The 22,973-nt window shown below is 64.3% G+C and carries 20 protein-coding genes; 15 read left to right on the top strand and 5 right to left on the bottom strand.

What is annotated here, in order from left to right; genetic code table 11:
- Positions 1-21: 21 nt before the first annotated feature.
- Both ABJ363_03890 and ABJ363_03885 read left to right on the top strand, forming a co-directional pair.
- Positions 22-1,020 (top strand): ABC transporter permease, encoded by a 999-nt coding sequence (locus ABJ363_03890; protein ID MEP4378119.1) that lies wholly within the window; start codon positions 22-24, stop codon positions 1,018-1,020.
- Entirely contained in the window at positions 1,017-2,243 is a 1,227-nt protein-coding gene (locus tag ABJ363_03885) for an ABC transporter permease subunit (GenBank protein MEP4378118.1), read from the top strand. Before ABJ363_03890 ends, ABJ363_03885 begins: the two co-directional genes overlap by 4 nt.
- 18 nt (positions 2,244-2,261) lie before the next feature.
- Here ABJ363_03885 and ABJ363_03880 read toward each other — a convergent pair whose 3' ends face one another.
- Together ABJ363_03880 and ABJ363_03875 are read right to left on the bottom strand one after the other, a co-directional pair.
- Entirely contained in the window at positions 2,262-3,668 is a 1,407-nt protein-coding gene (locus tag ABJ363_03880; protein ID MEP4378117.1) for an adenylate/guanylate cyclase domain-containing protein, read from the bottom strand.
- A gap of 81 nt (positions 3,669-3,749) precedes the next feature.
- On the bottom strand, positions 3,750-4,595 hold the full coding sequence (locus tag ABJ363_03875) for an MBL fold metallo-hydrolase (GenBank protein ID MEP4378116.1): 846 nt from the start codon (positions 4,593-4,595) through the stop codon (positions 3,750-3,752).
- 470 nt (positions 4,596-5,065) lie between these two features.
- Here ABJ363_03875 and ABJ363_03870 point away from each other — a divergent pair, with 470 nt between their 5' ends.
- The 5 genes from ABJ363_03870 (at position 5,066) to ABJ363_03850 (ending at position 10,010) form a co-directional block, all read left to right on the top strand.
- Entirely contained in the window at positions 5,066-6,001 is a 936-nt protein-coding gene (locus tag ABJ363_03870; protein MEP4378115.1) for a tripartite tricarboxylate transporter substrate binding protein, read from the top strand.
- Between the two features lie 146 nt (positions 6,002-6,147).
- Positions 6,148-7,683 (top strand): tripartite tricarboxylate transporter permease, encoded by a 1,536-nt coding sequence (locus ABJ363_03865; GenBank protein ID MEP4378114.1) that lies wholly within the window; start codon positions 6,148-6,150, stop codon positions 7,681-7,683.
- A gap of 10 nt (positions 7,684-7,693) precedes the next feature.
- Entirely contained in the window at positions 7,694-8,170 is a 477-nt protein-coding gene (locus tag ABJ363_03860) for a tripartite tricarboxylate transporter TctB family protein (protein MEP4378113.1), read from the top strand.
- 74 nt (positions 8,171-8,244) lie between these two features.
- Positions 8,245-8,649, top strand: coding sequence for a cupin domain-containing protein (locus ABJ363_03855; protein ID MEP4378112.1), 405 nt, complete (start codon positions 8,245-8,247; stop codon positions 8,647-8,649).
- Between the two features lie 104 nt (positions 8,650-8,753).
- Complete coding sequence (locus ABJ363_03850) at positions 8,754-10,010, top strand: MFS transporter (protein MEP4378111.1); 1,257 nt, start codon at positions 8,754-8,756, stop codon at positions 10,008-10,010.
- Between the two features lie 149 nt (positions 10,011-10,159).
- On the opposite strand, the gene ABJ363_03845 is transcribed toward ABJ363_03850, so the two are convergent.
- Both ABJ363_03845 and ABJ363_03840 read right to left on the bottom strand, forming a co-directional pair.
- On the bottom strand, positions 10,160-10,885 hold the full coding sequence (locus tag ABJ363_03845) for a response regulator transcription factor (protein ID MEP4378110.1): 726 nt from the start codon (positions 10,883-10,885) through the stop codon (positions 10,160-10,162).
- 2 nt (positions 10,886-10,887) lie between these two features.
- Positions 10,888-11,172 (bottom strand): DUF427 domain-containing protein, encoded by a 285-nt coding sequence (locus ABJ363_03840; protein MEP4378109.1) that lies wholly within the window; start codon positions 11,170-11,172, stop codon positions 10,888-10,890.
- A gap of 220 nt (positions 11,173-11,392) precedes the next feature.
- Here ABJ363_03840 and ribA point away from each other — a divergent pair, with 220 nt between their 5' ends.
- The 3 genes from ribA (at position 11,393) to ABJ363_03825 (ending at position 14,161) form a co-directional block, all read left to right on the top strand.
- Positions 11,393-12,517 carry a GTP cyclohydrolase II gene (gene ribA / locus ABJ363_03835; GenBank protein ID MEP4378108.1) on the top strand — a complete coding sequence of 375 codons (1,125 nt, stop codon included), beginning with the start codon at positions 11,393-11,395 and terminating at the stop codon, positions 12,515-12,517.
- A 155-nt stretch (positions 12,518-12,672) separates the two neighbouring features.
- The gene (locus ABJ363_03830; GenBank protein MEP4378107.1) at positions 12,673-13,575 is read left to right on the top strand and encodes a hypothetical protein; all 903 of its coding nucleotides are present in this window, start codon (positions 12,673-12,675) and stop codon (positions 13,573-13,575) included.
- A gap of 73 nt (positions 13,576-13,648) precedes the next feature.
- Positions 13,649-14,161, top strand: a complete 513-nt coding sequence (locus ABJ363_03825) for a L,D-transpeptidase family protein (GenBank protein ID MEP4378106.1) — start codon at positions 13,649-13,651, stop codon at positions 14,159-14,161.
- On the opposite strand, the gene ABJ363_03820 is transcribed toward ABJ363_03825, so the two are convergent.
- Positions 14,158-14,838 carry a YggS family pyridoxal phosphate-dependent enzyme gene (locus ABJ363_03820; protein ID MEP4378105.1) on the bottom strand — a complete coding sequence of 227 codons (681 nt, stop codon included), beginning with the start codon at positions 14,836-14,838 and terminating at the stop codon, positions 14,158-14,160. The two genes, ABJ363_03825 and ABJ363_03820, sit on opposite strands and share 4 nt — an antisense overlap.
- A gap of 60 nt (positions 14,839-14,898) precedes the next feature.
- On the opposite strand from ABJ363_03820, the gene ABJ363_03815 reads away from it, so the two are divergent.
- The 5 genes from ABJ363_03815 to leuS all read left to right on the top strand — a co-directional run bounded on the left by ABJ363_03815 (position 14,899) and on the right by leuS (position 22,973).
- A complete protein-coding gene (locus ABJ363_03815; GenBank protein MEP4378104.1) occupies positions 14,899-16,107 on the top strand; it encodes a cupin domain-containing protein in 1,209 nt (402 codons plus the stop codon).
- Positions 16,108-16,169: 62 nt separating this feature from the next.
- Entirely contained in the window at positions 16,170-18,245 is a 2,076-nt protein-coding gene (locus ABJ363_03810; GenBank protein MEP4378103.1) for a tetratricopeptide repeat protein, read from the top strand.
- A gap of 222 nt (positions 18,246-18,467) precedes the next feature.
- Positions 18,468-19,658: a porin gene (locus ABJ363_03805; GenBank protein MEP4378102.1), complete on the top strand. Its 1,191-nt coding sequence runs from the start codon at positions 18,468-18,470 to the stop codon at positions 19,656-19,658.
- Between the two features lie 142 nt (positions 19,659-19,800).
- Positions 19,801-20,313: a DUF3576 domain-containing protein gene (locus ABJ363_03800; GenBank protein MEP4378101.1), complete on the top strand. Its 513-nt coding sequence runs from the start codon at positions 19,801-19,803 to the stop codon at positions 20,311-20,313.
- Positions 20,314-20,405: 92 nt separating this feature from the next.
- Entirely contained in the window at positions 20,406-22,973 is a 2,568-nt protein-coding gene (gene leuS / locus ABJ363_03795; GenBank protein ID MEP4378100.1) for a leucine--tRNA ligase, read from the top strand.

Genomic DNA, 22,973 nt, shown 5'->3' with positions numbered 1-22,973 from the left:
GTCCGAGATCGATAACCCGTAATGTTTCGCTACATCATCCACCGATTGCTCCTGATGATCCCGACACTGCTCGCGGTCTCCGCGATCGTGTTCATCATCATCCAGCTCCCGCCGGGAGATTATCTGGAGACCCTGATCGCGGAGATGGCGTCGCGCGGCGAGGCCGTGGATCAGAACCAGATCGAGGCCCTGCGGCGCGCCTACGGACTCGATAAAACCCCCGTCGAACAATATTTCTCCTGGCTCTTCGGGCTGCTCCAGGGGGATTTCGGCTGGTCGTTCGAGCATAACCGTCCCGTGTCGGAGCTGATCGGCCAGCGCATCCTGCTGACGTTTGTCGTGACCTTCTCGACCATCGCCTTCATCTGGATCGTCAGCTTCGTGATCGGCACCTATGTGGCGACCCGCCAATACTCCGTGTCCGATCACGTCGCGACCCTGATCGGATATCTCGGCCTCGCGACCCCGAACTTCCTGCTCGCGCTCGTGCTGATGTATCTGGCCAACCAGTGGTTCGACACGTCCATCGGCGGGATCATGGACGACCAGTATCGCAACGCGCCCTGGTCGCTCGACAAGATGCTCTCGGTGTTGGAGCATCTGTGGATTCCGGTCATCGTCATCGGCACGTCCGGCACCGCGGGCATGATCCGGCGCCTGCGCGCGAACCTGCTCGACGAGCTGCAGAAACAGTATGTGGTCACCGGCCGGGCCAAGGGGCTCGCCCCGCGCAAGCTGCTCTGGAAGTACCCGCTGCGCATGGCACTCAACCCGTTCATCGCGGATATCGGCTCGATCCTACCGGAAGTCATTTCCGGCTCCGCCGTCGTCGCCGTGGTGCTCAACCTCGACATCACCGGCCGCATGCTGCTCGACGCGCTGCGTGCCCAGGACATGTTCCTCGCCGGCTCCTTCCTGATGTTCCTGGCACTCCTCGTCGTGATCGGCACGCTCCTGTCAGATCTCGCCCTGGCGGCGCTCGATCCAAGAATCCGGCTCAGCGGGGGAACGACCCGATGAGTTCCGACACCCCCGATAACGAGACCCCCGGTAACGAAAAGCCTGACAACAGCCCGCCGGACAGGATTCCCCATTTCGTGTCCGACGAGCCCTTCGACGCCGATGTCGAGGTGGTGCTCACGCCGGAGCAGGAAAAATATTACATGGCTTCCCAGTGGCAGCTCATGTGGTGGAAACTCAAGCGCCACAAGATTGCGGTCGCCGCAGGCTTCTTCCTGATCTTCCTGTATCTGGTCGCCGCCTTTGCTGAAGTGTTCGCGCCGTACGAACTGCAGCACCGCGACGTGCGCAGCATCTACGCGCCGCCCCAGGCCGTGCATCTTTTCCACGAGGGCAAGCTCGTCGGGCCGTTTGTGTATGGCTACAGGTCCAAGCGTGACCCCGAGACCCTGCAGAAGATCTATACGGTCGACACCAGCAAGGTGAACCGCATCCGCTTCTTCTGTTCGGGCGGTTACCCCGGGTCCGAGTATGAATTCTGGGGCCTGTTCAAGGGCGATTTCCATCTGTTCTGTCCCGAGAGCCGGCGCCAGCCCGTGTTCCTTCTGGGCACCGACCGGCTCGGCCGCGACATGCTCTCGCGCATGATCTACGGCTCGCGGATCTCGCTGTCGATCGGCCTGATCGGAATCTTCCTCAGCTTCGGGCTCGGCATCGCCATCGGTGGCGTGGCCGGCTTCTACGGCGGCTGGGTCGACAATGGCGTCCAGCGACTGATCGAAGTGCTGAAGTCATTCCCGCGCCTGCCTTTGTGGATGGCGCTCTCGGCATCGCTGCCGGCCAAATGGTCGCCGCTGGTGATCTATTTCGGCATCACGCTCATCCTGGCGATGCTCGACTGGCCCTCACTCGCCCGCGCGGTGCGGTCCAAGCTCCTGTCGTTGCGCGAGGAAGATTTCGCCGTCGCGGCAAACCTGATGGGGGCCAGCACCAAACGCATCATCGGGCGCCACCTGGTGCCCAGCTTCGCCAGCCATCTGATCGCCTCGGCGAGCCTCGCGATTCCCGAGATGATCCTCGGCGAGACGGCGCTCAGCTTCCTCGGCCTGGGCCTGCGTCCGCCGGTGACCAGCTGGGGGGTGCTGCTCAACGAGGCCCAGAACATCCAGGTCGTGGTGCTCTATCCGTGGCTGATGGCGCCGATGATCCCGGTCATCCTGACCATCCTGGCCTTCAACTTCCTCGGCGACGGCCTCCGGGATGCGGCCGATCCGTATAAATAGGGGTCTGCGCGCAAGCGCCTAAACCGCCCGCTTGCGCCCCAGCGCCACCAGATCTACATGGTCCGCGACCCCTTCGACCACGCGGCCGATCCGCCGCTCGCCGGGGTCCTTCGGCGCGAAACCTTGCTGAAGCGCCAGGTCGTAGGTCTCGACGGTCACGACCGCGCAGGCGTCCTCGCGCTTGGTGTGTTTCTCCAGCTTCGCCGCCAAATTCACCGTGTCACCGATCACCGTGTATTCGAGCCGGCTCTCGTCGCCCACCGCAGCGAAGATCAGGTCGCCCGACGCGGCCGCCGCGTTCACGTCCAGCGCCGGCTTGCCCGCCGCCACCAGCTTCGCGTTCCACCGGTCTATCGCGTCGATCGCCGCCTCGATCGACCGCAGCGCGTCGGCGGCGTAAGTCCGGTTCGGCACCACCGCCCCGAAGGTCGCCATCACCCCGTCGCCCATGAACTTGTCGATGACGCCGCCATTGTCCTGCACGATCGGCACGATCCGTGACTGGTATTCCGACAGCAGCTGCACCAGCGCGTCGGCGTCGAGCCGGCCCGACAACCGAGTGAAACCCCTGATATCGAAGAACACCACGGCGGCATCGCGATGCTGGCCCTCGCCCGCGCGCAGTTCATGCTCGCTGCCGGTAATCCGGTCGGCCACATAGGTATCGAAGAAGCGCGAGAGGTCCCGTTTCGCGGAGCCCTCCGAAGCCGCCGTAAAAAGCATCTGACGCGCGCGCACGGCGGCGGCGGCCAGCACCGCCGTCACCACGCCGATGGTGATCAGCTTGTCGAATTCGGCCCCCAGCAGGATCGTGTTGCCGGTGATGTATTCCACATAGTTGCGGGTGATCGTCATCTCGCCGGTCTCGAACGCGGCGGCATACAACACCAGCGCCGACCAGCCGACCATGGCGGTGGCCCCGGCGAGCAGCACATAGCGCGCGTCGAAACGCAGGGCCCGCAAGGCGATGAAGATGAACACGTAAAGCAGCGTCGGTGCCTTCAGATAGAATGACGGCGGTTGCTGATAGGTGCGGTGGAACGACCAGATAAGCACCATCAGCAACGCCATGTCGGCGATCACCGACAATGTCAGGAACCAGCCCGGCAGGCGCATCCGACAGCTCGCCCAGTAGCGGGCGGCCGAGAAAACCAGATACCCACCGAGCGCCCAGGGGGTCAGCTCGAAAGCGAGGTCGATCCCGTCGGCGCCGACCCCGCCGCCACCCGGTGCGGCCAGGAACAACCCGCCGAACAGCAGCACGATGACGATCTGCACGATCGAGATGATCTGTTCCGAGCGGTCCTGCTGGCGCGCGACATCCTCGCGCACCCGTTGCGGGAGCACCGGCGCGGTGCCGCCGCGCAGCGCGGTGACCGCGCGGGCGACCAGATTCGTCGATACTTCTTCGCTTCGCGCCGTCATGGCTCCGGCCGGGCTGTCTTCAACGACCCGATATGGCGACGGTCGCCGGCCTTTTCACGTCAAGCCCGCGTGATCGACCCTTCAGAAGGTCAGGGTCAGGCCTTCGCGCGCGACCACGGTGTTCTCGAACACCGCCTTCGCTTCTGTCTCGATCGCCGCCATCGCCGCATCGTCATGGGACGGGTCGTGATGGAACGGCACGTATGTCCCGACATTGGCGATCGCCGCCAGCGCCGCACCCTCCTGCCAGGTCGAATGGCCCCAGCCCACATGGGCCCCGTATTCCGCGTCGGTGTAGGTGGCGTCGTAGATGAACAGATCCGCCCCGTCGATCAGCGCCAGGATGTTTTCGTCATGGGTGCCCGCGACATGTTCGGTGTCGGTGATATAGGCGATCGCGCGACCGTGCTGCTCGATGCGGTAACCGGTCGCCCCGCCCGGATGATTGAGCGGGCATGTCCGCACCCGCGCCCCACAGGACAGATCGAATGTTTCGCCGGCACGGAAATCGTGGAAGCTCTTGTCCGCCGCCATCACGTCCATCGGAATGGGAAACAGCGGGTCGGCCATCATCATGCACAGGACGTCGGCCAGCTTGTGGTCGGGCTGCAGGTGCCCGGCCCACATGCGCAGCTTCGAGTCCGGGCAATAGGCCGGGCCGAAGAACGGCATCCCGACAATATGGTCGAGATGGGTGTGGCTCAGCAGGAGGTCGGCGTCCACGCCGGCGCCCGTATTGCCCAACGCGCTGCCGAGCGGGCGAAGGCCGGTGCCGGCGTCGAGGACGACCCGGCCGCCGCCGCTATCGGGATTGCCGCATGTGACCTCGACGCAGGACGTGTTGCCGCCAAAAACGTTCGTGTCGGGGCCGGGACACGCAATGGAACCGCGCACCCCCCAGAAACGGACCTCGACGGAATCAGCCATGCGAAGCGCTCACGGACGGCTCACAGACATGCCGCGCGCGCGGACGAACTGCGCCACGCGAGTGAACACCGTATGACAGAGTTGAATACATCGACCTGAAGACTGCCCGATTTCCGGCACCGCGAGTAATACCGGAACGATATAGTGTCCGTGCACCTCCCGCACAATGCCCGGCGGCGTTTGGCCCTGGTCCATTTGCCGGGGCAATGCCGTCCTTCGCGCCGGGCCGGCACGGAGTATCCGACGAAATGAGTATTATATAAGACCGGTCGGAGGTTGACTGCGCGCCCACATTATCAGAGGGTTTTCACGACAGGTCGCCGGGTCAATCAGGGATGCATTCCCTGACCGCCTCGCGGCTTCGATGCTGCCACAAACCACTGTTATCGGCCGCGTCGAATGGAGGTCAAAATCGGGCCGGGGAAAACCTCTGCCCACAAGTAAAAAATATCAGCACGAGAGGAAACGTTATGACCAAGAACCAGAGAAAACACGGCGGCATGATTCTCGCCGCGGGCCTGGGCCTGATGACGGCCGTCGCCGCGTTCGGCACCGCCAGCGCCGAAACCTACCCCGACAAGCCGATCACGTTCATCGTCCCCTATTCCCCCGGCGGCGGCTCCGATCAGCAGGCACGCCGGCTCCAGCCGGGCCTGGAAAAGGCCCTCGGCGTCGAGGTCCGGATCGTCTACAAGACCGGCGGCGGCGGCGCTGTCGGGTTCAACGAGCTGTGGCGCTCGAAGGCCGATGGCTACACCATCTCCAACGTGGTTGTTCCCAACGTCGTCATTACGGCCCAGGGCAAGGACGTCGGCTTCAAGCCGGGTGAATTCTCCTATATCGGCATGACGGTGCGCTCCGTGGGTGCGCTCATGGTGCCGAAGGGCAGCAAGTACACCTCGCTGGCCGAGTTCGTGTCCGCCGCCAAGGCCAACCCGGGCAAGCTGACGGTCGCGGGTGTCGGCAGCACGGGTGACCGTAACTTCGCCGAGCTCGCCAAGATTCTCGGCATCGAGACCACCTACGTGCCGGTGTCCGGCGGCGTTGGCAAGATGATGCCGATGTTGCAGGGCAACCATGTGGATGCGGGCATGACGGCGTCGAATCACGCCGTGAAGCACAAGGCCACGGTGGACACGCTGGTCATCGCCGGCCCGAACACCACCGGCGCCCTCCCGGGCGTGCCGAGCGAGCCCCAGTGGACCTACACCACGACGTGGGGAATCATGGCACCTCCGGGCACCCCGGCCGATCGTGTCGCGAAGCTCAACGATGCGCTCTATCAGGCGACCGCCGACCCCAAGGTCGTCGAGCTTGTGAACAGCATCGGGTTGGTGCAGATGCGCCAGACACCGGCCGAAGCCAAGGCCTATGTCGACACGGCAATCAAGAAGTTCGCAAAGTAGCGGCTTTTCAAGTTTCGGGCTGTCCCGGCATCCGCAATCGGGTGCCGGGGCAGCCCGTCCGCTTGTGCCTCAAGGTGACGTTTCTCCATCGGCGCCGGACCGGATGAGCAACACATAGAAACAAACACAATGATGGGAATTGCGCGGTGATCGAAGGTCTCATGCAAACGCTCACCTGGTCGGTCATGTTCTGGCTGACGGTCGGCGTCCTGATCGGCATGGTGGTGGGCACCCTCCCGGGCCTGACCGCGACCATGGGCACGGCCCTGCTGGTGCCGTTCACGTTCGCACTGCCGACCGAAGCCGGCATCGCAATGCTGGGCGGGCTATATGTCTGCGCGATGTTCTCCGACGCAATCCCTGCGGTGCTGGTCAACACGCCCGGCACGCCCGCCGCCATGGCAACCGCGTTCGACGGGCATCCGATGGTCCATAAGGGCCGGGGCCAGGAGGCCATCGTCGCCGCCTGTTTCAGCTCCGCGATCGGCACCCTGTTCGGCGCTGCCGCCTACCTGCTGCTCGCCTGGCCACTGATCGCCATCGCCCTGAAATTCGGCCCGCCGGAGTTCTTTTGGCTGGGCATTTTCGCCCTCACGATCATCGGCAGCCTGGCCGGCGACTCGATCCTCAAGGGGCTTGCCGGCGGCGCCATCGGGTTGCTGATCAGCAGCATCGGGATCAGCCACGGCAACGAGATCGCGCGCTTCACCTATGGTGTGCCCGAGCTCCGCGGCGGCCTGTCCCTCGTCGCCGGCCTGATCGGCATCTTCGCCATTCCCCAGGTGCTGTCGATGGTCGCCGACCTGCGCCGGAAGGAATTCATTGCCGAGTACCAACCGGTGCGCGGGCAGACCCTCAAGACCATCGGCCGGGTCCTCGCCCATCCGTTCCACGTGATCCGCTCGGCGGTGATCGGCGCGTTCATCGGCATCCTGCCCGGCGCCGGCAGCCCGATCGCGGCACTGGTCTCCTACAACGAGGCGGTGCGCTGGGCCAAGGACAAGAGCCAGTTCGGCAAGGGCGATCTGCGCGGCGTCACCGCGTCGGAGATCGCCAACAACGCCGCCGCCCCCGCGGCCATGATCCCGCTGGTCACATTGGGCGTACCCGGCTCCTCGCCGGCCGCCGTCATCGCCGGCGCGCTCATGCTGCGCGGCCTCAATCCCGGCCCGGAGCTGTTCCAGAGCGACGGCTCGCTGGTCTTCTCCTTCGGCTGGTCCCTGCTCTTCGCGGGGATCGTGACCTTCATCCTCGGCAGCCTGTTCGCGCCGCTCCTGGTCAAGATCATCAGGATTCCGCTGCGGCTGCTGGCGCCCCTGATCATGCTGCTGGCGATCATCGGCGCCTACGCGATCCGGAACAATATCTTCGACGTCTACATCATGCTGGCGCTCGGGATTTTCGTGTTCCTGATCCGGCGCCTGGGATTCCATCCGGGGCCCATCGGGCTCGGCCTCATCCTCGGCCCGATCATCGAACCGTCGCTCGTCCAGGCGATGTACATCTCCGATGCGACGTCGGTCTGGGACGTCTTCTTCACCGGCACGATCAACGTCATCCTGATTTCGCTCAGCGTGCTGTCCATCGTCCTCGTGGTCTGGACTCGTCACGTGGACCGGCTGAAGGCGCGCCAGGGCATTCAGGACGGCACCTCACACATCAAACCGGACGGAACGGAGTAGGGGGATGAACATGTTGAAAAGACTCGCAGACCGGGACCTCCTGACCGCGCTCATGCTTTTTGGCGTCAGCGCGATGTTCTCCGTCGGTTCGAGCTCCGACCCGAAGGACTGGGCGTTTCCGCTATTGGCCAACTACGTCACCCTGGGCATCGCGATTCTCTTTCTCGCGAAGTTCATCGTTTCGGCCGCCCGCAAGCATGTGCCCGATCTCCTCGCGATGTCCGCGGACGATCGGGCGTCGTTGGTGGACGTGGTCGTTTTCCTGCTGATCGTGCTCGGCTTTCTGCTCGCCATGTTCCGCCTCGGATTCTGGCCATCGAGCCTGGTCATGCTGATCGGAGCGTCGCTTTATCTCACTCAGGAGCGCACGACCCCGAACATCCGGCTGGCGATCGTCGTGCCGATCTGCATCAGCATCGTGGCCTATCTGGTGTTCACCCAGATATTCTACGTGCCGTTCCCCGAAGCCGGCTGGTTCGGGGGCTAGGACAGGCGGGTTCCCGGGCTGACGTCGCAGGCGGCCGGCTTCACAGAAAAACCGACTCCGCAGGAGAATGAATCATGTTGGCGTTTGATTTGCAGGCCGAACAGGCCTTCGACCCGAAGACACATGTCGAGAATATCCTCGGCGAGGTCGAGGGCGGCGACGTCACCGTCGCCTGCTGGGAACCGGGGCAGGTGAGCCCCAACCACTGCCACCCCCACGCGTCCGAGATCTATTTCTGCTTTTCCGGCGGCGGCACCATGAAGACCCCCGATACGACGGTCGAGATCAAACCTGGCGGCTTCGTCGTCCACCCGCCTGGCGAGGTGCATGAATACACCAACGGCCCCGAACGCACCCTGTTGTTCAGGGTGCGCTACGGCGGCGACAAGGTCTCCCGCAAGGTGGACTGGCCGACCAACGAAGGCTGGACGCAGTCGGCGGAGGATGTCGCGTATTTCGAGAAGCACCCGGTGGGTTAGGGCGCGAGGCAGCGTTGGAAGATTAGCGTGTAGCGGCGCGGAGTCGGCCCGCCTATAAAGATAGACACACACCGGTCACGGCCACCCGTTAAAGTTCCGCCCCCATGTCCAACCCCGCCACCCAGACCACGCAGACCAACTGGACCGGCGTGTCCTACGGCATCGTGCTCGGTTTCGTCGCCGCCTACTTCCAGTTCAAGGTGCCGCCGGTCCTGCCGGTGATGTTCGACCTGTACGGCTACAACACCATCGTGGCCGGCGGGTTCATGTCGATCTTCGCCATCGCCGGCATGCTGATCAGCGTGCGGGTCGGCCGCGCGATCCGGCGCGACGGCGCCCAGCGCTACCTGATGGCCGCCTTCGGCCTGATGCTCACGGGCACTGCGCTGGGGCTGGCCTTCCCCGAGTCCGGCACGGTGATGCTGACGTCACGCCTGATCGAGGGGTTCGGGGCCGCCGTGCTCGCCGTTTGCATGCCGGCCTTCGCCAACATGAGCGCGGGGCCCGGCCACCTGCCGATTGTCATCGCCGCACAGGCCACCTGGATTCCCGTGGGCCAGCTGGTGGCCAATCTCGTCGCCCAGCCGTCGGTCGCGGTGGATTTCTGGCAGCCGGTCTGGTGGTTCGGCGCGGCGGCGACCGTCGCCGTGGCCTTGTGGACGTGGTGGATCGTCAAACGCGGTTCCGTGCCGGGTGTTGCCCATATGCGCGCGGCACCGGCCGCGGCCGCCACCAACGCCGGTGCCGCGCCGAAGACGGGGGACGACCCCCTCACACAAAAAGAGATTCGCGCGCTGTGGGTCGCGGCCAGCCTCTTCTTTCTGTGGCAGGCCCAGTTCATGGGCTATTTCACCTGGCTGCCGGTCTATCTGGTGGATGTCCGTGCCTTTTCCGCCGACGGGGCGGTGCTGATCAACCAGATCCCGGTGGTCGTGCTGCTGGTCTTCTCGCTGATCGGCGGGATGATCCTGAAGACCGGGGTCGGCGTCGTGAAGCTGCTCACCTTCGCGCTGGCGCTGCAGGCGGTCGGCTGGGCGATGATCCCGTTCGCCGGTCACACCGTCATCGGGCTGGCCAGCCTCGTCGTCTGGGGCATCGCCGCGGGCCTCACCCCGACCTCGCTGTGGGCATTGCCCTCGACGCTCGTGGGCGGCCATCGCGCCGGGACGGACGCGTTCGCGGTCGTGCTGACCGGGCGCTACCTCGGCATCCTCGCCGGGCCGCTGATCGCGGCAGGCATGTTCGAATGGACCGGCGACTGGATCACCGTCGCCTACACATTTGTCGGGATCGCCGGCCTGACCATCGCCGGCACGCTGTATCTGGGCGCGCGCATCCGCGCGCTGAAGGCCGACGCTTAAGACATCGACCGCATACCGAAAACTTCGACGTCATGCCCGGACTTGATCCGGGCATCTCTCGAGCAGCGGCGACGAGATACGCGGGTCGAGCCCGCGTATGACGATGATGGTTATCCGACCTCAGGGTGAGGGCGACGACGAAACGCCCTCTACGGAACCAGGCGATACCCGCCCGGCTCGGTGACCAGAATCCGCGCGTTCGACGGATCGGCCTCGATCTTCTGGCGCAGGCGATACACATGGGTCTCGAGCGTGTGGGTCGTGACCCCGGCATTGTAGCCCCAGACCTCGCCCAGCAGGGTGTCGCGGCTGACCACCTTGTCGCCGGCGCGATAGAGATATTTGAGGATCGCCGTTTCCTTTTCGGTCAGGCGCACCTTGCGCTGCTCCCCGTCGACCAGGGTCTTCTGGGCCGGCTGGAAGGTGTACGGCCCGATCGTGAAGACCGCGTCCTCGCTCTGCTCATGCTGGCGCAGCTGGGCGCGCAGCCGCGCGAGCAGGACGTTGAGGCGGAATGGCTTGGCGATATAATCATTCGCGCCGGCGTCGAGGCCGAGAATCTGATCGGCGTCGGTGTCGTGGCCGGTCAGCATGATGATCGGGGATTTCACGCCGTTGCGCCGCAGCAGGCGGCAGACCTCGCGTCCGTCCATGTCGGGCAGGCCGACATCGAGCAGGATCGCATCGAAATACTCGTCCTTCGTCGCCTCGAGCGCGGCGGCGGCGCTGACGGCCTCCGTCGTCACGAACTCCTCGTGCAGGCGCAGCTGCTCCGACAGGGAATCGCGCAGCGCGTCGTCGTCGTCGATCAGCAGGATCTTCTTGCCGTTCGCGGTCTTGGTTTCCATCACATTTGCCATTGCCAAACTCGCCATGATTACGCGCTCACCTGTACGCCGCGCCAGAAGGCGACGTGGTCGCGGATATTCTCCGCGGCCGGTTTCGGATCGGGATAATACCATGCGGCGTCCGCGTTGACCGCGCCGCCCACATCGACCGAGAAGTATTTCGCCGTGCCCTTCCAGGGGCAACCGGTCGTCGTGGCGCTCTCGGAGAAATATTCCTTGTTCAGCGCGGTCATCGGGAAATAGATGTTCCCCTCGACCGTCTCATAGGTCTCGCTCTCCGCGAGGATGATGTCGTTCCAGACTGCTTTCGCCATGACGGCCCCCTCCTGTACTGCTGCGCTGCCTTCTGTTCGTCCCCAAACACGTAGCGCGCGATCGCGGCGTTGCAAGGCAATCCGGCGCATCACGCGCGATCACATTCAAGCGAGCGGCGGCGCGTCCGGCGCCCGTTTTGCCGCCGTATTGCCGACCGAACATGGTTGGCGCATATTCCGAATCTCGAACGCCCCGCCGGAAGACCGACCCGAACCCACGATGCAGCAGCTTCCCAACACCCTCCAGCCCGTCGAGCGCGCGATCTCCGATCTGCGCCGGGGTGCGACCATCGTGCTTTCCGGGCCGGGCCAGGCGCTGCTGGTCCACCCGGCCGAAGGTGCGTCGGCCAGCCAGCTCGCGCGCCTCTCCGGGCTGGCGAAGGCCTCGCCATCCCTGCTCCTGACCGGGCGCCGCGCCGCGATCCTGGGGCTGACCGACCATCCCGACGGCGCCGTCCGCGTGGCGCTCGCCGCGGGCATGACCGCCGAGACCGTGCGCATGATGGCCGACCCGGCCGCCCCCCAGTCCGAAAAACAGGTGCCGGCGATCTCGATTTCGCAGATCGATCCGGCGACCCGGCCGGGTGCGATCGAGACCGGCGCGATCGAGCTGCTCAAGCTGGCGGGACTCCTGCCCGCCGCCGTGGTCGCGCCGATCCCCGCCGAGCGCCTGGAATATCTGCCGTCCTGGGCCGAGTCCGAAGCCCTGCTCACGGTCGAGCTCGAGCATGTGCGCAACTATCAGGAGATCGAGGCCCGCACGCTTCAGCGGGTCGGCGCGGCGCGGATGCCGCTCGACGTAAACGACAAGGTGGAGGTCGTCGCCTTCCGGCCCAGCGACGGCGGGCGCGAGCATCTGGCCATCATCGTCGGCGCGCCCGACACCGCCGAGCCCGTGCTCGTCCGGCTTCATTCCGAATGTTTCACCGGCGACCTGCTGGGCAGCCTGCGCTGCGACTGCGGCGACCAGCTGCGCGGCGCCATCGCCGAGATCGGCAAGCAGGGCGGCGGCATCGTCCTGTATCTGGCCCAAGAGGGACGCGGCATCGGGCTGGTCAACAAGCTGCGCGCCTACACCCTCCAGGATCAGGGCTTCGACACCATCGACGCCAACCAGCAGCTCGGCTTCGAGGCCGACGAGCGGCTTTACCGGCCGGCCGCCGAAATGCTCCGCCAGCTCGACGTGGCGTCCGTCCGCCTGCTCACCAACAACCCCGACAAGGTCGCCGCGTTGCGCGAGTGGCAGATCGACGTCGCCGAGCGGGTCGAGCACGCCTTCCCGTCGAATCAGCACAATGAATTCTACCTGGCGACCAAGCGGTCCCGCGCGGGTCATTTGTTCTAGGCGCCCGGCAAAAAGCGGCAATTAATGCCGGGTGGGCGGGCGCCGGCCCGCACACACCGGACACGCGCCGGTCCGTAACTATCTGAATCGACACGATTTTCGGAATCCGCTGCGCCTTCGCCGCATGGCCCCGCGCTTGCAACGACCCGGGCGACATGAGTCTGACCGCCCACAATCCGGCCCACAGCGAAGCCATGCTCGGCTACCACGACCCCACCCTCGGCGTGGGCATCGACGCGCGCGGCGCGTTCGGCGGCGCGGAGAATCAGGGCGACGGCGAGGGTTTCTTCTCCACCCTGCTCGACATCGTCAACCCGCTGCAGCACATCCCGCTGGTCTCCAGCCTGTACCGCGAGATCACCGGCGACGAGATCAGCCCCTCGGCCCGCATCGTCGGCGGCGGCCTGTTCGGCGGCCCGATCGGCCTCGCCTCGGCCTCCGCCAATGCGATCTTCGAACAGGCGTCGGGCGACGACATGCTCGGCCACGCGCTGGCCATGTTCTCCGACGAGACCGGGCCGGACATCGCCCCCCTGCAGGCGCGCGCAAAGCCTGCCGAGGCCGATATTCACGAGCAGGCCGACGCCGGCGACTATGCCGGCGACGCCACAAACCCCGAGATCGTACTGGGCGGCCCGCCCGCGCTGGCAAGCCTGACCCCTGCGGTGGCCACCGCCGCTCCTGTTTCCCTGGCACCGCCGGTCGCGCCACCCGTTGCGCGACCCGTCCCAGCGCCGCTGAATGCACAACCGGCCGTACGCATCGATCGGGTCACGAACAACGCGGCACCGGATGCTGCGCCTGGCGCCCCAGCAGTCGCCACGCCGGCCCCCACAACGGCCGGAAACGCGGCCGAAACCGACAGCTTCCTGCGTTCACTCCCCGCGAACTGGGTAAACGAGGCCCTGCGCGATGCCGAAAGCATGAACGAGGCCCTGCAGAACGGCGCCGCGCCGGAGGCCGGCACCGCCAAGCCCTGGGTCGGCAACGCCATGCTCGACGCGCTGAACAAATACGAAGCGCTGACCCGGGCGCGCAACGCACCACCTGCCGGCTAGGGCACACAACAGGCAACCTGCCGGCCAGAGCACACCCCTCGCGATCCGTCACCCGCGCGGCTAGACTCCGCGCATGGACATTCTCGTCACCCCGACCGGCGCCCATCACGGCAAATTCAGCGTGTTCGGGAACACCCATGCCTGCACGCTCGGCCGCGCCGGCGTGACCGCCGACAAGCGCGAGGGCGATGGCGCCACACCCGCGGGCCGGTTCGCCCTGCGCGAAATCCGCTACCGCGCCGACCGGCTCGACCTGCCGCAAACCCTGCTCCCCGCGACCGCCATCCAGGCGTCCGACGGCTGGTGCGACGACCCCGCCGACCCGGCTTACAACTGCGCGGTCGTCCTGCCTTATGACGCATCGGCGGAGACCATGTGGCGCGCCGACGGCCTCTACGATCTGCTGGTGATCCTCGGCCACAACGATGCGCCGCCGGTGCCGGGGTTGGGCAGCGCCATCTTCCTGCATTGCGCATCGCCCGGCCTGGACCCGACCGAAGGCTGCATCGCCCTGCCGCACGAGACATTGCGCGCAATGGCGCCGCGCCTCACCCCGGACATGTTGATCGACATCAGGCCCGGCTAGGCGGCCGCATCCCGCGGGCCGAACACGCCAGTGCCGACCCGCACATGGGTGGCGCCCAGTTCGACCGCCGCTTCGAAGTCCGCCGACATGCCCATGCTTAGTTTCGTCAGCCCGTTGCGTGCCGCGATCTCGCCAAGCAGCGCGAAATGCGGCGGTGCGGGCGCATCGGCCGGCGGGATACACATCAGCCCCTCGACCGGCAGCTCGAGCGCGCGGCATGAAGCGATGAACGCGTCGGCCTCGGCCGGCACGATACCGGCCTTCTGCGGCTCCTCGCCCGTATTGACCTGCACGAAACAGCGGCGCGGCGCGCCCGCGCGTTCGAACGCGCGCGCCAGATGCTCGGCCAGCTTGGGCCGGTCGACGGTCTGGATCACATCGAAAAGCGCGACGGCGTCCTTCACCTTGTTGGTCTGCAGCGGCCCGACCAGGTGAAGCTCGAGGCCGTCGATCGTCGTGCGGCGATCGGCCCAGTGGGCCTCGGCCTCCTGCACCCGGTTCTCGCCGAACACGCGCTGACCGGCGGCCAGTGCGGCGGCAATGCGTTCATCGGGTTGGGTCTTGCTGATGGCCACCAGCGTCACGTCGCCGGGGTCGCGGGCCGCCCGATCGGCGGCGGCGGCGATGTGCGCGCGGACCTGTTCCAGGCGCGCGGCGATATCGGCTTCAATCGACACATCATCCTCCGTTTCGTGAACGCGATGTTCGTCCGCGTCCCGTCGTATTATAAAGGTGCCATGGGAAAACGAATCGATACATTCGCGGACCTGATCGCGCCCATCAGCGAAGCGGAATTCTTCGCCGATTATCACGACCAGAAGCCGCTGCACATCCCCGCACCCGCGCCGGACAAGCTCGACGATGTCATGAGCTGGGACGCGCTGAGCGCGGTCCTCAACATGACGGCGATCTGGAGCCCCAGCAACCTGCGGCTGTTCCTCGACACCGAGGCGATCCCGACAGAGAAATATTGCCGCCCGGCCATCGACCGCAACCACCAGCAAACCATGCAGCCCGACGCCGAGCGGGTCAAAGCCTGGCTGCGGCGCGGGGCCTCGATCGTGGCCAATGACATCGACACGCTCACCCCCGGACTGATCGCCGCCACCGACGCGCTGGAAAGCCGCCTCGGCGCCAAGGTCCAGAGCAACCTGTACTGCTCCTGGCAGACCCATCAGGCCTTCCCGACCCATTTCGACACCCATGAGGTGTTCGCCCTGCACGTCGCCGGCGAGAAAGTCTGGAACATCTATGAGGGCCGCCTCGAAAACCCGATCGCCAACGATGCGTTTAAGAACGTGGACGACGCCTTCAACGAGCAGAACCGCGGCGAATTGCGCGAAGCGATCACCCTGCGGCCGGGCGACGTCCTCTATATCCCGCGCGGCCAGTATCATGACGCACTCGCTTCAAGCGAGGGCTGCATCCACCTGTCCTTCGGCGTCACCCATGTCATCGGGATCGACGTGATGACCCTGCTGTTCGAGCACGCGCTGGCGGACCCCGCCATGCGGTCCAACATCCCGTTGATCGGCACCGGCGACGAGGCGCGCCGGGCCTGGGTCGACGACCTGGTCGATCGGGTCGCGAAGATCGGCAAGAGCGACGCCTTCCACGCGGCGCTCGCCCCGCTGCATGACGGATTCCACTATCATCGCGGCGGTTTCGACCTGCCCGGCGATGCGCTGGCGGAAAACGGCGAGGATCGTTTCGAGGTGTCGGTCAAAAGCCTCAAGATCGTCCGCCAGAAGGGCAAGGCGCTGCTCGAGAGCAGCAAGGGGCAGGTGCCCATTCCCGACGACATCGTCGATCCTGTCGCGTGGATCGTCGATGCCCGCCAGTTTTCAGACAATGATTTCGCGGCGGCATTCCCGGGTCTCGATGCCGCGGCGCGCGCCAAGCTGATTCGCGATCTCTCTTCGATGCGCGTCATCGCGCCGGCATAGGGATGCCCGGCCAACCGCCACGGCATTAAGCACATGGCAGAAAAAAGCAAAGACCCAAGCCCATGACCGACAAGAAAACCGGTTCGAAGCAAAGCCTTTCGAATGCGTTGAAATTACACCAGGGAGGCCAGCTTGGCGCGGCTCAGGCAGCCTATGAAGCCGTGCTCGCCGCCGACCCGGAACATGCGGATGCGGAAAATCTGCTGGGTGTCCTGCTCGCCCAGACCGACCGCCTGACTGACGCCATGGCGCGATTCGCGCGCGCGACGGAGCTCGATCCCAAAAACGCCCTCTACTGGTTCAATCGCGGCGAAGGCGCACGCCGCATGGAGCGAACCGACGACGCCATCGAGTGGTACCGCAAGGCACTACGTTTTCAGCCAGATTACGAGGACGCGTTCTCAAACCTCGTCGCCCTGCTGGCCCAGTCGGACCGGCATGATGAATTTCTCCAGCTTGTCCGCGCCAAGCGCGACGCCAGCCCCAAAATCACAGAGCACCTTATCCAGATTGGCCAAGAGCTGCTCGCCCGCAGAGCCACGGATACCGCCGCAACACTTTTTGAAATTCTGGCAACGCGCCATCCCGACAACCGGATCGTGGCACGTAACCTTGGCGCTGCGCTGTTGCGCCAGGGGAAGCTCGACGCAGCCCACGCCCACCTGCGGACCCTGACCGAGGCCCACCCTGAATGGCCCGACGCCCTGCATCTTCTGGGTCTTTGCTTCAACGAATTGGACCAGACCGACCTTGCCATCGAGGCGCTGTCCCTCGCCCGAAAGCTGGCGCCCTCGCGCGTCGACACGGCCCTGGCATTGATTCAGGTCCACGAACGGCGGCGAGACCCGGAAGCCGCGCACGCCGTCATCGACGACGCGCTCGAGGTCAACCCCGATGAGCCTCGGATGCTGGCGCGTCTGGCAGAACATCATGAGCGGGTGTCTCGCCTCGACGAAGCCCAGGCGGCGGCGGAAAGGGCCCTCGCGCTAAACCCGCTCGAGCCCATGGCCCACACCGTCCTCGTGCAAACTGCCGCTCGCTCGAAAGACTATGAGCTCGCACGCTCTCGTGTACACACCAGCGAAGACATTGTCCGCGACAGCCCGGCGGAATTACGCTTCTCTTACACCGCTGGCCGAATCTGCGAGACGACCGGCGAATATGAGGAGGCCTTTCGGTTTTATACGCGCGCCAACCAGCTTCTCCGCAATCTCACACGCGCGCAACGCATGAACTCACAAGATCATCTGTCTCGCCTGCAAAAAAGCCGCAAGGCTTTCGAAGCAGCCGATCTCTCGACCGCCGCCCCTTCGATGACCAGAGAGACCCCGGACCAGGATGCGAATGCTTTGCCCCCGATCTTCATCGTCGGGTTTCCCCGCTCAGGGACGACGATGCTCGAGCGGCTGATCGGCAACAGCCCAAATGTCGTCATAAGCGACGAGCTGCCGACAATGCGCAACGCCGTGAACCGGTTCCACGAGATCACCGGCAGTTCATTTCTTACGCCCGCAGCACTTGAACAGCTGACCGAGGACGACCTCCGACAACTTCGTTCAGATTATCGCGACAGCGTCGCACGGCTCATACCCCGGGCGTTGGAACCCGGCATGGTCCTTGTAAACAAGGACCCGATGAGCACCGTGAACCTGCCGCTGATCGCGCGTATGTTCCCCGATTCACCGCTGCTTGTCCTGCTGCGCGACCCCCGCGACGTCTGCCTGAGCTGTTTTTCGACCGAGTTCGTGGTCAATCGCACCACCCACCTGCTTTCCGACCTGACCGATACCGTCGCCCTGTATGAAGCCGTGATGGGCCTTTGGCTCGCCTTCAAACCGGCGCTTCGTCACCGGACAATGACCGTTCACTATGAAGAGCTGTCGGCTGACGTTGACGGTCATTTGCCCGGCATCCTGAATTTTTGTGGCCTCGAACCCGCCTCGGGAAGCCTTGATGGAAACGTTCCTGCGGCCCAGGCCGGCGACTGGGTCAATACCGCAAGCTACAATACCGTGATTGAACCGGTGCATCAGCGCGCGATCGCACGGTGGAAACACTTCGAGCCATTCCTGGAAACGACGTTTGCGCCGCTCACACCATTCATCGAACAAATGGGCTACCCGGCGCACAGCAAATAGGCAATCCGAACGATCCTCAACGATTCAAGGCGCTTAGGCACTGTTGTTTAATTGCAACAATTGATGGAAATCGTTGCGGAATAATCACGGAATTCGTTGCAACCCCCGGAGTTCCGGAGTTTTATCCTTCGCAAGGCTTCGCAACTAATGTCTGGCGTCCGCGAAAACGCCAGTTGTGTCGAAGCTGATCAGGCCCTTAGGGCCAATCGCGGACGCAAGTCCATGATCTTGGAGGTTGGATTAATGAAGAAAACTCTACTAGCCACTACGGCTTTGGTGGGTGCTTCGCTTCTCGCTGCTCCGGCAAGTGCCGGCACGGTGGGCTCGAAGGACACCATGAACGTTACCCTCGGCGGTGTGTTCTGGTTCTCCGCCTACATCAAGGATGAGGATGTTTCTGCGGCCAATGGTCGTGGTTACGGTTTCACGGTCAGTGAGTCCGAAATCCACATCGGTGCGTCGACGACGGCCGACAACGGCATCAAGTATGGTGTCAACATTGAGCTGAACGCCGGCGCTGCCGACGGTACAGCGGCTGACGAAGCTTGGGCGTTCCTGGACAGTGATGCCTGGGGCCGCGTTGAGCTTGGCGATCAGGACGACGCAACGAACCGTATGCAGCTTGGCGCGTGGAACGCGACCAAGGGTGCTGGCGGACCGTTCGGCGGCCTGGGCGACCTGAACACGGTGTTTGGCGGTCTCGGTACCGACACGCTGCAGGGTCGCGCTGACTGGCAGGTCATTACGACCTCCGATGACACGAAGGCGACCTACTTCTCGCCGCGCTTCTCTGGTTTCCAGATTGGTGCTTCGTGGACCCCGGATACGGGTGAAGTCTCGGGCGGACCGGCCACGGCTGACGCTGATAACGATGGCGACTTCGAGAACGTTCTCGGCCTCTCCGTCAACTATGTCGGCAAGTTCGACAATGTTGGCGTCGGCGTTTCCGCCGGCTGGGAAGGCGGCGACGACGAAACCACTGGTGGTGCTGCTGCCGAAGACCTCGACATCTGGGGTGTTGGCGGTAAAGTCGACTTCGCTGGCTTCACTGTCGGTGCTCACTATCGCGACTATGGCGACACGTTCCTGACCCCGGCCCTCACGGCCACGGGCGCAGATGCGGGCGACCAGTGGAGCGTTGGTGTTGGCTATCAGGCCGGCCCGTGGGGCGTCAGTGCTTGGTACCTCCAGGCTAACAAGGACAACTCGACCACGGCTTCTGCCGCTGGTGCAACCGAGACCGAGATCACCCGTTATGGTCTGGGTGCCGGTTATGCAGTTGCTCCGGGTTGGGCCCTTCGTGCAGAGCTGACTTTCCTCTCGCATGACAACGCCACGACGGCCGCCGGTACCGGCGCGACCGCGGACAACGACGGTAAGGGCTTCCTGCTCGTCAACCGTTTCGTCTTCTAAGCTGCTCTACAGCTAGACGAGAAAGCAGGGCGGCAGATTTCTGTCGCCCTGTTTTTTTGTGCCCAAATCTCTGCTAATGATTCGGCACTTGGTTTCACAACGCCGGCGCGCGTTTGAAGCCGCTGCATATCGGGTCCAGACCATGCGTTTCAAACTTGCATTGCGTATCGCCGCCACTGTCCTGCTCGTCGGTCTGACCGCATGCGAGGGCATTACTTCCGAGCGTGCCGATGCCGAGAGTTTTGAAGACAAGGAAAAGAAGAGCGGCGGCAAGCTGTTTGGGGACATCAACCTGCTCGGCGGTGGCGACAACGAGCCGACAAATTCGGGGATCGGCGTCAACGGGTTCCTCTGGCGGGCATCTCTCGACACACTTTCCTTCCTGCCCCTATCGTCGGCGGATCCGTTCGGTGGCGTGATCATCACCGACTGGTATGCGCCGCCCGAAAGCCCCGAAGAGCGCTTCAAGGTGACGGTCTTCATCCTGGGCCGCGAGCTCCGGTCGGACGGCGTCCGTGTTTCCGTGTTCCGCCAGAAACGGGACGGCGGGGCCGGGTGGCTGGATGCGAACACCGGCAAGAACACATCGACCAGCCTCGAGAATGCCATTCTCTCGCGCGCACGCGAGTTGCGCATCTCTCAATCAGGCGGCTAGCCGGACACATCGCCGTTCGACCCTGCCGTCCGACACGAATTTATCTGAGCCGCCGCGTCTGAGAATGTAAGGCGCCGAAAAGGTTTCCGGCCATGTCCCAACGCTATAACTTTCGCGAAGCCGAGCAAAAATGGCAGGCCGCCTGGACCAAACGCGGCACGTTCGCCGTCGAAGCCGACCCTGCAAAACCGAAATACTACGTCCTCGAGATGTTCCCCTATCCATCAGGGCGCATTCATATGGGGCATCTGCGCTGCTACACGCTGGGCGACGTCGTCGCCCGCTACAAACGCGCGCAGGGATTCAACGTCCTGCACCCGATGGGTTGGGATGCGTTCGGGCTTCCGGCAGAAAACGCGGCCATGGAGAAGGGTGTCCACCCGGCATCCTGGACCTATGAAAACATCGCCACGATGCGCGACCAGCTTCAGGCGATGGGGCTGTCCATCGACTGGGGTCGTGAGTTCGCGACGTGTGACCCATCCTACTACCGGCACGAACAGGCAATGTTCATCGACTTCCTCGCGAAGGATCTGGTCTATCGCCAGGATGGCTGGGTGAACTGGGACCCGGTGGACAACACGGTTCTGGCGAACGAACAGGTCATCGACGGCAAGGGTTGGCGTTCCGGCGCCCCGATCGAACGGCGGCGCCTGTCCCAATGGTTCGGCCGGATCACCGCGTTCAGTGACGAACTCCTGGCATCGCTCGAAACCCTCGACCGCTGGCCGCCCAAGGTCCGCGCGATGCAGGAGAACTGGATCGGCCGCTCCGAGGGCGCCCATATCGACTTCGCATTCACCGACAAGCGCGACACGGTGCTGCGGGTCTACACCACACGGCCGGATACGATCTTCGGTGCCAGTTTCTGTGCCATCGCCGCCGACCATCCGCTGGCGGAAGAGATCGCACGCGCCGACCCGAAAGCCGCAGCATTCATCGAGGAATGCCGCCAGCTCGGCACCAGCGAAGAGGCCATCCAAACCGCTGAGAAACGCGGCCATGACACCGGCCTCCGGGTCAAACATCCGTTCGCGGAAGGTGTCGAGCTGCCGGTCTACATCGCCAACTTTGTGCTGATGGGATACGGGACCGGGGCCATCTTCGGCTGCCCCGCCCATGATCAACGCGATCTTGATTTCGCCCACACCTATAATCTGCCCGTGTTGCCGGTCGTCATTCCCGATGGCGCCGACCCGACGACCTTCGACGTCGGCACCGATGCGTTTACCGAAGACGGAAAACTCGCGAACTCGGATTTTCTGGATGGCCTGGACGTGGAGGCCGGCAAGCGAACGGTGATCGATCGCCTGGCGGACGCCGGCCAGGGCGAGGGCACGATCAACTATCGCTTGCGCGACTGGCTCGTCTCGCGCCAACGCTACTGGGGCTGCCCGATCCCGGTCGTTCATTGCGCCGACTGCGGCATCGTGCCCGTTCCCAAGGAAGACTTGCCGGTCGTTCTGCCCGAGGATATCGACTTCGAATCACCCGGAAATCCGCTTGATCGCCATCCGACATGGAAGCAGGTCGACTGTCCGTCCTGCGGAAAGTCCGCCGAGCGGGACACCGATACATTCGACACCTTTATGGATTCGTCCTGGTACTTCGCGCGCTTCTGTTCGCCCCATGCGGACATGCCGGTCGCGCGGGATGACGGCGAATACTGGCTGCCCGTGGATCAATATATCGGCGGGATCGAACATGCGATTCTACATCTCCTGTATTCACGCTTTTTCATGCGCGCGATGCGCGACACGGATTATCTCACGCTCGATGAACCCTTCGCCGGGCTGTTCACCCAGGGCATGGTCAATCACGCGACCTATCGCGACGATGCCGGCGAATGGCTGGAGCCCCAGCGCGTGGTCGAGAATGACGACGGCAGTTTCGCGCGGGCCGACAACGGCGCGCCGGTCACCGTCGGGCGCATCGAGAAGATGTCGAAGTCGAAAAAGAACACGATCGACCCGACCGATGTCATTGCTGCCTATGGTGCCGACACGGCGCGCTGGTTCATCCTTTCGGACAGCCCGCCGGATCGTGACATGGAGTGGACCGACGCCGGCGTCCAGGGCGCCTTCCGGTTCGTAAACCGTATCTCCCGGATTATTCTCGACAATGTCGACGGCCTGCCCGCGCCCGGAACCGATGCTGGCACCGGTGACGAATCGACCGCCGCACTGCGCCGCGCGGTGCATCAGGCCATTGCCGATGTCACCGATGATCTGGAGCGGTTCCACTACAACCGCGCGGTCGCGCATCTCTACGAGCTGGTCAATACCATCCAGGCGTCCGCCCGGGACACGGCTGTCTCGGGGGCCGCGCTGCGCGAGGCGCTCGAGGCAATCGTCCGACTGATCGGCCCGATGATGCCCCATCTCGCCGAGGAGATGTGGTCGTTGCTGGGACGGGACACACTCATCTGCGACGAGGCCTGGCCGGTCGCGGATACTTCTCTGCTGGTGGCCGACAGTGTGACATTGGCTATTCAGGTCAATGGCAAGCTGCGTGGTACGGTTGATCTCCCGGCAGACGAGGATCAGTCGACCGTGGAGATCGCCGCCAGGGCCGTGCAGAATGTGGCGGATTCGATTGGCAACAGTGATGTGCGAAAGGTCATCTATGTACCCAACAAGCTGGTCAACTTCGTCGTCTAG

This window comes from Alphaproteobacteria bacterium, from assembly GCA_039980135.1.
GTDB lineage: Bacteria > Pseudomonadota > Alphaproteobacteria > UBA6615 > UBA6615 > UBA8079.
The sequence above is the reverse complement of the archived record's forward strand: the minus strand, read 5'-3'. Positions and strand labels throughout refer to the sequence as shown.